This is a genomic window from Parachlamydia sp., from assembly GCF_050255895.1.
Lineage (GTDB): Bacteria > Chlamydiota > Chlamydiia > Chlamydiales > Parachlamydiaceae > Parachlamydia > Parachlamydia acanthamoebae.
In genome coordinates, this window is record NZ_JBFWIR010000087.1 from 1 (window position 1) to 11,727 (window position 11,727).

Annotated in this window: 8 protein-coding genes and 2 pseudogenes; 7 read left to right on the top strand and 3 right to left on the bottom strand. The window is 40.6% G+C overall.

Translation table 11 applies throughout. The annotated features are described in order from the left end of the window. The 4 genes from gltX to AB7E63_RS12290 form a co-directional block, all read left to right on the top strand. Nucleotides 1–1,328 (top strand): glutamate--tRNA ligase (gene gltX, locus AB7E63_RS12275; protein WP_428419596.1); only part of this gene is annotated, 1,328 nt, incomplete at its 5' end. A gap of 26 nt (nt 1,329–1,354) precedes the next feature. After that, on the top strand, nt 1,355–1,975 hold the full coding sequence (locus AB7E63_RS12280; RefSeq protein ID WP_006340209.1) for a DedA family protein: 621 nt from the start codon (nt 1,355–1,357) through the stop codon (nt 1,973–1,975). Between the two features lie 63 nt (nt 1,976–2,038). Further along, on the top strand, nt 2,039–3,907 hold the full coding sequence (locus AB7E63_RS12285; protein ID WP_428419597.1) for a heavy metal translocating P-type ATPase: 1,869 nt from the start codon (nt 2,039–2,041) through the stop codon (nt 3,905–3,907). A gap of 160 nt (nt 3,908–4,067) precedes the next feature. Beyond that, the gene (locus tag AB7E63_RS12290) at nt 4,068–4,571 is read left to right on the top strand and encodes a CDP-alcohol phosphatidyltransferase family protein (RefSeq protein WP_013924292.1); all 504 of its coding nucleotides are present in this window, start codon (nt 4,068–4,070) and stop codon (nt 4,569–4,571) included. Here the strand turns inward: AB7E63_RS12290 and AB7E63_RS12295 are convergent. The 3 genes and pseudogenes from AB7E63_RS12295 to AB7E63_RS12305 all read right to left on the bottom strand — a co-directional run. Further along, nucleotides 4,568–7,330 (bottom strand): Hsp70 family protein, encoded by a 2,763-nt coding sequence (locus AB7E63_RS12295; protein ID WP_428419598.1) that lies wholly within the window; start codon nt 7,328–7,330, stop codon nt 4,568–4,570. The two genes, AB7E63_RS12290 and AB7E63_RS12295, sit on opposite strands and share 4 nt — an antisense overlap. A 10-nt stretch (nt 7,331–7,340) precedes the next feature. Continuing rightward, nucleotides 7,341–8,453 (bottom strand): alanine dehydrogenase, encoded by a 1,113-nt coding sequence (gene ald / locus AB7E63_RS12300; RefSeq protein WP_013924290.1) that lies wholly within the window; start codon nt 8,451–8,453, stop codon nt 7,341–7,343. An 895-nt stretch (nt 8,454–9,348) separates the two neighbouring features. Next, nucleotides 9,349–9,671: pseudogene (locus AB7E63_RS12305) on the bottom strand (alanine dehydrogenase); the annotation flags it as partial. Nucleotides 9,672–10,385: 714 nt separating this feature from the next. Here AB7E63_RS12305 and AB7E63_RS12310 point away from each other — a divergent pair. From AB7E63_RS12310 to AB7E63_RS12320, 3 genes and pseudogenes are all read left to right on the top strand, one after another. Next, nucleotides 10,386–10,769, top strand: a complete 384-nt coding sequence (locus AB7E63_RS12310; RefSeq protein WP_428419599.1) for a hypothetical protein — start codon at nt 10,386–10,388, stop codon at nt 10,767–10,769. Further along, nucleotides 10,766–11,194, top strand: coding sequence for a hypothetical protein (locus AB7E63_RS12315; RefSeq protein ID WP_428419600.1), 429 nt, complete (start codon nt 10,766–10,768; stop codon nt 11,192–11,194). Before AB7E63_RS12310 ends, AB7E63_RS12315 begins: the two co-directional genes overlap by 4 nt. A gap of 375 nt (nt 11,195–11,569) precedes the next feature. Then, nucleotides 11,570–11,727 (top strand): annotated as a pseudogene (locus AB7E63_RS12320) (IS256 family transposase); the annotation flags it as partial.

Sequence of the window (11,727 nt, forward strand, 5' to 3'; positions counted from 1 at the left end):
GGAGCCAAATTGAATGGGATGAAGGCCCAGATATTGGTGGCAACTACGGCCCCTACAGACAATCTGAACGACTTCCTATGTATAAAGAAGAATGTGAGCATCTCCTCGCAAGAGATGGTGCCTACAAATGCTTTTGCACAGCTGAAGAACTCTCCGAGATGCGTGAACTTCTCGCTAAATCGGGCGGGAGACAAGGATACGATCGACGTTGCCGAAATTTAAGTTCGGAAGAAATTACAGAAAAAGAAGCAGCTGGCCTCCCTTATGTAGTGCGTTTAAAAGTTCCCCTAAAGGGAGAATGTGTCTATGAAGATGCTATTAAAGGACGCGTGGTATTTCCTTGGGCGGATGTAGATGATCAGGTGTTGATGAAGTCCGATGGCTTCCCTACCTACCATTTGGCTAACGTGGTGGATGACCATTTAATGGAAATCACCCATGTGATCCGCGGCGATGAATGGATGAGCTCTACACCTAAACACGTTTTGCTCTATGAACTGTTTGGTTGGAAAGCTCCTGTTTTCATGCATATGCCCCTCTTATTGGGCCGAGATGGCAAAAAGCTTTCTAAACGCAAAAATCCGACCTCTATTTTCTTTTATCGAGATAGTGGATATCTCCCCGAAGCATTTGTAAACTTCCTCTCACTCATGGGCTATAGTATGCCGGGAGATCGGGAAATTTACTCGTTCGAAGATGTGGTCAATGAATTCGATTACAAGCGAATCGGGGTTTCTGGGGCGGTCTTTGACATTCAAAAACTCGATTGGATCAACCAGCAATACCTCATCAAAAATATTCCAGAAGATAAGCTTTTAGATCGGCTTAAAGAGTGGAATTTTAGTGATGAATTTATGCGTAAACTCATGCCTTTGTGCCATTCTCGAATCAAAACCTTCGGGGAATTCATGGAGTTATGCGATTTCTTTTTCATTAATCACCTGCGCTATACGCCGGAATTATTTGCAGTCAAAGGCCATACGCCCGAACAAGCATGCTTTATCCTGCAATCGATGATTTGGAGTATGGATGAACTGGAAGATTGGGGCAATACAGGTGCCAACCAGGCCTCCCGCAAAGCTGCAGAAGTGTTTGGCGTTAACCACAAAAAAGTGGTTATGCCTCTGCTATTCGCAAGTATCATGGGGAAAAATCAAGGGCCTCCTCTCTTTGACTCTGTCGGCATTTTAGGAAAAGATCTGACACGCGCCCGTCTTTTGAATGCCATTGAATTCCTTGGTGGAATTTCCAACAAAAAAATGGCGATTCTTAAAAAAGGATGGGATGCAAAAAATTGTGCGAATCTCATGCAAAACGAAACTGTGTAAGCGAATAAGGTGCTGGGAGCAATCAGATGGAAGAAGTCGTTCAGTATGCCTGTGCTCATGCAGATTCTGCTCACTGGATCATCTTTTTGCTCTTAATTCTGGCTGGCTTTAATGTACCGATCAGTGAAGACCTCTGTCTTTTAACTGCAGGCACACTAGCCAGCACATGCATTCCTGAGCACACGAAACGTTTATTTATCTGGGTGTACATGGGATGCTGGCTCTCTGCCTCCATCGCCTACTGGATTGGCAGACTGTTAGGTCCGAAGCTCTACGACATCCGTTGGTTCAACCGGATTCTCACTCCACAGCGCATCGCCAGACTGCATCATTACTATGAAAAGTTTGGCATTTTTACATTCATTGTTGGCCGTTTCATTCCTGGAGGGGCTCGCAATGCCCTCTTCATGACTGCTGGACTTGGCAAAATGCATTACCTCAAATTCTTGCTTCGGGACGGCTTTGCTTGCTTAATTTCAAGTTCTGTTCTGTTTTATCTAGGCTACACTTTCGGCGAAAACTATGCCTTGCTCATCCACACCTTTAAAACTTATAATTTTATTTTTATCGGTATTCTCGCAGCCCTTCTTGTTCTCTTTCTCCTGATCCTTTGGATTAAAAAAAGACGAGAAACTCCTATCATTTAGAGACTAACTCGTTTATTTATGAGTGAATGAACAACGACGATTGCAAAAACGAGGACTGCACTCATGTTTCAAGATAAAAAATTTGTTTGGCTGCTGATCACGTGCGGCCTAGTCGGAATTCTTGAATTCCTAGCTTTAGCAAATATCCATTTACCCGCCGAAATTAAAATTCCTTTTTTGCTAGCAGTCATCCTGGGCATTGGCTATCAAACGCTTTGGCATGGGTTTAAAGCTCTTATCACCTTCGATTTTAAAAATATCAACACACTCATGCTCATTGCGGTCGCGGGGGCCTTTTATTTGGGTAAGTACGAGGAAGCAGCGGTTGTGATTGTCCTTTATACGTTGGCAGAAAAATTAGAGGATATGGGGATCGAAAAAAGCCAGTCGGCTTTAGGTGCATTAATCGAAAAAATGCCTAAATTTGCTATCCTCAAGCAAGGCAATCAACAAGTCCCCATCGAGCAAGTTAAAGTAGGGGAAACGGTTCTTATAAAACCTTCTGATATGATTCCTCTGGATGGCAAAATTGTGGCCGGCAGTTCCTATGTAGATGAATCGTCCATCACGGGAGAGCCAATTCCTCAAGACAAATTTCCTGGCGATCAAGTGTTTGCCGGCACATTAAACAAACAAGGTTTCTTAGAGGTCGAAGTTACAAAGACAACCGAAGACACAACTTTTGCCAAAATCAAAGAGCTCACCTTTCAAGCCACAAAAGTTAAAGCCAATACTCAAAAATTTATCGAAACATTTTCTCAGTATTACACCCCTGCTGTCATTTTAATGGCTTTCTTTTTAGTCTTTATCCCCACCGCATTTTACAATGAACCTTTCGATGTTTGGCTCTTACGTGGACTGGCCCTCATCGTCATTGCTTGCCCCTGCGCCTTGGTCATCTCCACACCCGTTTCAATTTATTCGGCCATTGGCAATGCTTCTGCACAAGGAGCCCTGATCAAAGGGGGAAGATTCCTCGAAGCTATCGGACGAATCAAAGCCATTGCCCTGGATAAAACACGCACCCTCACCTACGGGCAGCCAATGGTTAGCGATATTATTCCATTTGGCAACCACACTAAAGAACACCTATTAGAATGCGCCGCTGGCATAGAAATCTTTTCTGAGCATCCATTAGCACAAAGCATTGTCAATGCAGCCAAAGATGGCAAATTAACGCCACATGAAGTGGAAAATTTTCAAAGCGTGGTGGGTAAAGGTGCAAAAGCGGACTGCTTGATTTGCGATGATAAACATCACTGCATTGGAAAATTGCCCTTTATATTAGAAGAGCATGCCGTTCCTCAAGAAGTCGTGGATGAAGTGGAAAACTTGCAAAAGCAGGGTAAAACCTCGATCGTGATTGCAACACATCAAGGTGTGGAAGGTGTTATAGGCTTGACAGATCAACTAAGACCTGAAAGCAAGGCACTTATTGAAGGACTTAAGCAATTGAATATTATGCCCGTGATGTTGACAGGTGACCATCCCTCTCCAGCCAAGGTGATTGCAAAGGAAGTTGGTATTTCAGAAGTCAAGGCAGGTTTATTGCCTGAAGGCAAAGCCTCAGCAATACGCGATTTGGTTCATAAATACGACACCGTTGCCATGGTGGGAGATGGGGTAAATGACGCACCTGCTTTGGCTCTGGCAAACGTGGGGATTTCCATTGGCTCACTCGGTAGCGATACCGCTCTCGAAGCCGCATCCATCGTGATTTTAAATGAGCGTTTAGATATTATCCCCTATCTCGTTAAACTGGGACGTAGAACCATTCGGACCATCCAGTTTAACACAACACTAGCTATTTTAATTAAACTCATTTTTATTGGATTAGCTCTTTTTGGCATGAGTAATCTGGCATTAGCCATTTTTGCTGACGTGGGGGTCACACTGATTGTCATATTAATCAGTTTACGTCTTTCAAAATAGAAATAAAGATTAAGGTAATTGCGAAGAAATCGTGAAATTAAAATGCTGAGACATTAAACTAACATGTAGCTATACTCATCTGAGTTTTTGGATTTTTCTAGCTGAAAATCAAAGAGATCCAAAATTCAGTAAAGCCCAAGAATTTAATGCTGGATTGTTTATGTTCACCCTTCCAAATCTTATCTCGCTAACCCGACTTCCGTTAGCTCTGGTGTTTTTGCAGGAAAATACCTTTTATCGCATTGCTGCCTTGATTTTAGCCATGTTGAGTGATGCTTTGGATGGATATTATGCGCGCCGCTATGATCTTTCTAGCCGTATTGGAACACTGCTAGATCCTTTGATGGATAAACTTTTTGTGATCTTTATTATTAGCGTGCTTGTGCAGGAAAATGCCCCAGTGACAACTTGGGAACTCGTCGCATTCTTTTGCCGAGATTTGGCCGTTATCACCTATACATGTTACCTGATTGTAACAAATCGGCTTAGCCAACATCGCGTTAGATCCATTTGGAGCGGGAAAATTTCAACTTTCCTACAATTTCTTGTCCTGATTGCCCTATCTTTACAGATCCCCGTTCCTCCCGTGACCTTCACGCTTTTTCTATTCTTAGGAATCTTAGCTCTCTTGGAACTCTATTTTTACGTTCCCGCTCCCTCCTAAGAAAGATTCATTGTAAGACCGTGAGGAAGCTGTTCACCAAAGATTCTATCACGGTCTTCTTGGCTAGCTTGCCCTTCATTTTGCAAAAGCTTTTTTAATTCAGCCGCATGCAATTCGTGATCTAAAATACTCTCTACTTGTTGAACCATTTCATTGACAAGATTCAATTCAGGATGGTTTGTCTTACGCGCCAGTTGCAAAATAGCAAAGATATAAGGTCGTAAATCTTTTTGGTTCAACCCAAGTAACGTCTTGAGCCAGCTGGTGCAAACATCACGCGGCACCACATTAGCACTTGAACCATAAAATAAGTGTCGAGCTCCTATTCTCCCTAAAGCCCAGTAGTCGTAAGCCTCTCCTTCTCCGGCAACAATCCGTTTCAATAAGGCTTCTCCCAACTTAATTTTTAAGGAGAGATCAAGTAATTCAAAAGAGGCAATTGCTCGAATTTTTTCGGCGTACTGATAGAGAAATTTTCTTCCTTTGATTTCAAAAGTATTCGAGCGTTTATTCCAAAAAGACGCTAAAAGCTCATTCGCTAATTGCACCTGCTGCCCTTTATTTAATCCACCTGCGATGCGTCGATAACAAATCCACATCTGAATTTGAACGTCATCATCCTTATTGCGTTTAAAATCTTCTAGGACAATTTTCCATAAATCTTTGATCCGAAAATCATCTAACGGAAAGCCAAAACCTGGCCGTAGAAAATAACCCGCCAAGTTCCACCAGCGCTTTTCTAATTCTTCCGTCCGTTTGCGTTGAGGGGCTTGTGCAATTAAAGTTGCCCACAAATTTCTTAAAACACTCGGAGACCACTCTCCTCGAGGCTTTTCAATCGCGTTTTCCAGTTTCTCCATGATCTCTTTTGGAGCCTGGTTAGGAGCCGTAAACAGCTCAACAAGCAAATCGCTCCCTTTTTTAAGAAACGCTTGGTCGAAAACTTCATCCGATCGAGCAGCTTGTATTCCAAGTAAACTATCCTCTTGCCCAGCTGCCGAACGTACTTGAAATTCTAAAGCCCACTCATGTGCCGTTTTTTGCGATTTTAGGGAAAGCTCTAATGTTCCAATCGCCGTTAGAGCAATGTATAAATGCACGGGGATTTTTTGCTCATCACTACCCTTGCCAAAACGGAGAATTGTATGGATGGGAGGAAGAGGATGAAGCTCTTTAGGATCTATATCGATAAGCTCTCCTTGCTGGTCTCCAAGTCGAACTTCACTGCTATACAATTGAAAGGAAACGGGTTTATTCGGCAGCAAACCAAAGATTTCTTTTGGCTCAAAAGTGGCCCCTTCTTCCGATCCTCTTGGCAGTAAACAGAGAGCCTTGAACGCAGAAGCTTGATCGGCCGTTTTGGTTTCAATGCCTAAATAATATCCACGTGGTGCGCCTCCAGAAATTTTAACCCCTAGACCTCGACGAACTTTACCATAATAGGCTGCCCCACGCGAAACGGCTAAATCTAAAGAAGGAGAAGTAAGAAGCTGCGCAGTTTGATCGGGAAACCAAGTAGCCAGAGAATCCATCAATGCCTGCTGGAAAAGGGCTGGCTTCATTGTGCCCCCATTGACTAAAACAAAATTAGGAGGACGCATTTCTTTGCAAATGTGTGAAGCTTTCTGTAGAAAGTGGGCAAGATGCTTGGTGATAGATGGCTCAGACTCATAAGGGAGCCCCATGGTTCGAAACGACGTCCCTCGTTTAAGCTGGGTTGCTTCTCCCCAAGGATATAGATGAAAAAATCCCTCGAGAAAAAGTTTTTGCACTTCTTTCTTCGTCACTTGGATGTGATGGCTTCCTTGAATCACTTTGGATCCTGTCCCTTGCAACACACATTGATAACTAGCTTCTTCATCTGCTGCTGCATCGAGTAGCTGTTCCTTGGCATGGCGTGCTTGGTAGTTCAGCTGTAAACGTTGCAATGGAGTGAGTTCAGATCCAAGCTTGTTCTCCAAATAATAAGCTAAGGTGACATCCATGTTGTCCCCACCCAATAGCAGATGATCACCAACAGCCATCCGCTGAAAAGCGAGCTGGCCATCACGCGAGATCACTTCAATCAAGCTAAAGTCGGTTGTTCCCCCACCTACGTCGCAAACAAGGATGCAATCACCTTCTTTGAAAATCTCCAACCATTTTTTTTCATGGGCCGAAATCCAACAATAAAATGCCGCCTGAGGTTCTTCCAAAAGAGTCATTGAAACAAAACCTGCTTGCTTAGCAGCTTCCACTGTTAACGAACGGGCCACCTCGTCAAAAGATGCAGGAACCGTTAAAATGATCTCTTGGGCTTCAAATTCATCTTCAGGATTTCCTTTTCCAATCAGAAAATTCCACGCTTCTCGAATGTGTTGAAGATAGCGAGAAGAAGCTGTAACAGGACTGATTTTTTCAATACCATCGGAAGTTTCAAAAGGAAGGATTTTATCTCGTCGACTTGCGGCAGAGTGGCAAAGCCAGCTTTTAGCAGATTGAACACTACGGTTGGGTGTTTTTTCACCTTGAACTTGGGCGAATCGGCCAACAGCAAAAGAATTTTCTTTTTTCCAAGGAAGATCAAAACTCCCAGCTGGCCATTCGTGTGGCAAGCTGAGATAACAAAATGAAGGTAGGATGGCATGTGCTTCTACAAATCCAGCGGCGCTTAACTGAGGGACACGCAAAGTCTCCACAGCCAGTTTGGGATGATGTGTATCAATATAAGAGACACAGCTATTCGTTGTGCCTAAATCGATGCCAATAATATAACGCATGCCATTTCCATTAATTTAAACAGGCTTCAAGAGGACAATATTCATACCCGAGATCTTGCGCAACCGGTTGATAAGTCACATTGCCTTGATATAGATTTACACCCTGTCTTAAATAAGCATTTTCTAACAAAGCTGTTTTGATTCCTTTATTCGCCAATTCAAGCGTGTATTCCATTGTCGCATTTGTCAATGCACGCGTCGATGTCGCAGCACAGGCTCCTGGCATATTTGTCACACAGTAATGCACCACTCCATCAATGACATATGTCGGATTTGCATGCGTCGTCGGAACTGCTGTTTCAAAACACCCGCCCTGGTCAATCGCAACATCCACGATCACAGAACCTGCAGACATATTCGCTACCATTTCTTTCGAAACGAGACGAGGCGCTTTTTTGCCTGGAATCAGAACGGCTCCAATCGCTAAATCTGCTTTAGCCAAACTTTCAGCAATCGCTGTTGGCGTAGAATACAGCGTCACTAAGCGCGGACCAAAAAGGGCATCAAGCTGTCTTAAGCGATTCAAATCTCTATCGATAATTGTCACTTGAGCACCCAATCCCATCGCCATGCGGGCCGCTTCAGTTCCCACAACGCCACCACCTAGCACGACTACATGTGCAGGAGCGACACCAGGAACACCACCTAAAAGGACTCCTTTCCCACCATTATTCAGCTGCAATGCGACAGCGCCCACTTGAATCGCAATTCTACCTGCAATTTCACTCATGGGAACTAATAAAGGAAGACGACCATGCGAATCTGTGATGGTTTCGTAAGCAATTGCAATCACTTTTCTTTCGATAAGTTGACGTGTTTGTACGGGGTCTGGAGCCAAGTGTAGATAGCAAAAAAGAGTTTGTCCTTCATGCATGAGAGCGAATTCAGAATCTTGGGGTTCTTTAACTTTAATCACAAGTTCGCTTTGAAATACTTTAGCAGCTGTTGGAACAATTTGTGCTCCTGCAGCCTCGTAATCACTATTACTAAAACCGACTTGCTCTCCTGCACCCTCTTGGACTAAAATTGTGTGTCCACAATCTTTTAATCTTTTTACGTTAGCAGGAGTCAATCCTACGCGATATTCGTGATTTTTTACTTCTTTTGGCACTCCAATAATCATACGTCTACTCAAAATGTCATCAATTAGAAATGTTTGCTTTTTTCGTAAACCAAAATTGTAGGTGACCTGACGGTTTACTTCCACTTAAATTCTTCTGTTTAGGGAAAAGAGAGTGATTTTCATATTAAAAAAATTTGATTTAAAAAATGGACTTTGATAAAACTACCTAGTCAAAAATATTCTCAGATTTGCAATGTGTTGTGTAAATACGCTCTTTCACGCTAAGCCTGGAATACCGTTCGGGGAACTGCCACTCGAAACTGAAGAATTGGTACTAACGATGAAGCAAAAAAACAATCATTAAAATCTGGTTTTTCTCACGGACTAGCACATAAGCTTTTTGGCGACAAAAACAGAGTGTAAATATTTTAATTTACATACTATGTTTACTTGAACAATCTCGATTGCTAGTAAGATGATTTTATTAAATTATAGCTTCTAAGTGTGGTTGCTAAATTGCCGTCATTAGGTTCTCAAAAAAAATATAACTCAAAGGAGTCTAGCATGGTAAAGAAAGAAATGAAGAGAGCGGCAAAAAAATATTTTAAACATATAAAAAAGAGGTTCATATGAGCTCTGAAATGAAATTAACATTAATTAAATTTGTGCTTGCGCCTCTCGTATTTGGTTGGGCAATAAATCAGTGCATTTTTTTGTTTTTATATTCGCTTGGATTCAATTTTGACTGGAAGGTTAAATTAAAATGTTTTGTACCAATTATTTTTTCCGTAATACTTTTTATAACGCTTGTTCGTATATCGCTTTGTTAGCTTTTACAACAATATCAACAACGCCTTTATATTCATATGAAGGAGAACAATTTTCGAAAGGATTTATAAAAAAATTAGATCCCACAAGAAAATTAAAAAAATTTATAAAAGAACTAGAATCTTTTTCCACCATTATTCAGCTGCAATGCGACAGCGCCCACTTGAATCGCAATTCTACCTGCAATTTCACTTGGAACTAATAAAGGAAGACGACCATGCGAATCTGTGATGGTTTCGTAAGCAATTGCAGTCACTTTTCTTTCGATAAGATGACGTGTTTGTACGGGGTCTGGAGCCAAGTGTAGATAGCAAAAAAGCGTTTGTCCTTCATGCATGAGAGCGAATTCAGAATCTTGGAGTTCTTTAACTTTAATCTTTTTACGTTAGCAGGAGTCAATCCTACGCGATATTCGTGATTTTTTACTTCTTTTGGCACTCCAATAATCATACGTCTACTCAAATGTCATCAATTAGAAATGTTTGCTTTTTTCGTAAACCAAAATTGTAGGTGACCTGACGGTTTACTTCCACTTAAATTCTTCTGTTTAGGGAAAAGAGAGTGATTTTCGTATTAAAAAAATTTGATTTAAAAAATGGACTTTGATAAAAATACCTAGTCAAAAATATTCTCAGATTTGCAATGTGTTGTGTAAATACGCTCTTTTACGCTAAGCCTGGAATACCGTTCGGGGAACTGACACTCGAAATTGAAGAATTAATATTTGGTACTAACGATGAAGCAAAAAAACAATCATTAAAATCTGGTTTTTCTCACGGACTAGCACATAAGCTTTTTGGCGACAAAAACAGAGTGTAAATATTTTAATTTACATACTATGTTTACTTGAACAATCTTAATTGCTAGTAAGATGATTGTATTAAATTATGGCTTCTAAGCGTGGTTGCTAAATTGCCGTCATTAGGTTCTCAAAAAAAATATAACTCAAAGGAGTCTAACATGGTTAAGATGAAAATGAAGAGAGTAGAAATAGCGAAAATTATTTTAAACATATAAAAAAGTGGTTCATATGAGCTCTGAAATGAAATTAACGTTAATTAGATTTGTGCTTGCGCCTCTCGTTTTTGGATGGACAATAAATGTGTGTATTTTTTCGTTTTTATATTCGCTTGGATTCAATTTTGACTGGAAGGTTAAATTAAAATGTTTTATACCAATTACTTTTCTCGTAATACTTTTTATAACGCTTGTTCGTATATCGCTTTGCTAGCTTTTACAACAATATCAATAACGCCTTTATATTCATATGAAGGTGAACAACTTTCGAAAGGATTTATAAAAAAATTAGATCCCACAAGAAAATTAAAAAAACTTATAAAAGAATTAGAATCTTTTTCCAACAAAACAAGTGTTGAAGATCTTAAGGATTTTATACAATCATTTAAGTCCTTTGCAGAAGAGCAAACAGGAACGCGCATTTCATCAGACGATTTGTATCATCTATTTAGAAATAAAGTAGCTGAATTAAAGCTTCCGATCGACCCAAGAAATTATAAATTTTTATTTAAAAAAAGCATAAGGGCTTGATCGAGAAAAAGCATAAAAATGATGAACAAATTTACATTAACTCATATATTGTTGTGGGCTGTGTTTTTATTGCTTGTGCCCCTCTTGTTGGTGTTATCGGCCTCGCGGCCCCTATTGCAGCACCATTGTGCTATCAAATGGCCAGTATGATGATTGGGACAGGAACGGGAATGATAATGAATGGACTTTGCGACGACAACAATAAGAATAGGAAAAATCTATTCTTTTTATGCGTAGACAAATTCAACAAAGCAGGCACTAAAGAAGAAGCGAAAAGAATTTATATTTCTCCAAGCCAATTCTCGAGTACTCCAGAAGGCGTTTTTGTTGATATAGAGGAAATGCCATACCTGATATCAATCGATAGTTTATCGTACGACGATTTAGATTTTACTATTATGATCAACGATTCTGAATATCAATAGTTAAGGAAAACAGTCTCGGGCGGTTACAGAAAATAACCGCCTACTCAGGAGCCGAATTCAATGCCAATGGCCATCTCACTCCCTTTCTAAGCCTATAGTTTATTTTAAGATGGAAGTTTCAGTTTTCATCAATTTATTCGCGTAAAAATCTTTCTTTAGCCTTAAGTAAAACTGCTAACGTCTCATCCAAAGGAAACTCGAGATATGATCAAAAGTTGTGTATGAGGTGAAAAAAAGAGAGCGCATCCTTAAAATGTTTTTTACCACAAAAACTAAATGGGAGTGCGCTCATGGAAGATTTTCGCTTTTCTTCAGAAAAAATGCCATCAACAAATGAACAAAATAATCCTCTCGAAGAAATTCTTCGTAAAGGGGCTCAAAAGTGATTTATCCGCAAAAAAGTATGTTTATATCTGGGCGGAGGGGATTTATTTTAACATTCGTTTAGAAGAAGATCGACCCTGTGTTCTGGTTCTGATAGGTGCTTTAGAGAATGGAAATAAAGAACTTATCATGATCCATGATGGGCACCG

Excerpts from the sequence above, each read along its gene's own strand:
- AB7E63_RS12280 (WP_006340209.1), top strand. The coding sequence starts at position 1,355 with ATGGAAGAAGTCGTTCAGTATGCCTGTGCTCATGCAGATTCTGCTCAC.
- AB7E63_RS12295 (WP_428419598.1), bottom strand. The coding sequence starts at position 7,330 with ATGCGTTATATTATTGGCATCGATTTAGGCACAACGAATAGCTGTGTC.
- AB7E63_RS12290 (WP_013924292.1), top strand. The coding sequence starts at position 4,068 with ATGTTCACCCTTCCAAATCTTATCTCGCTAACCCGACTTCCGTTAGCT.
- AB7E63_RS12285 (WP_428419597.1), top strand. The coding sequence starts at position 2,039 with ATGTTTCAAGATAAAAAATTTGTTTGGCTGCTGATCACGTGCGGCCTA.
- AB7E63_RS12310 (WP_428419599.1), top strand. The coding sequence starts at position 10,386 with ATGTTTTATACCAATTACTTTTCTCGTAATACTTTTTATAACGCTTGT.
- ald (WP_013924290.1), bottom strand. The coding sequence starts at position 8,453 with ATGATTATTGGAGTGCCAAAAGAAGTAAAAAATCACGAATATCGCGTA.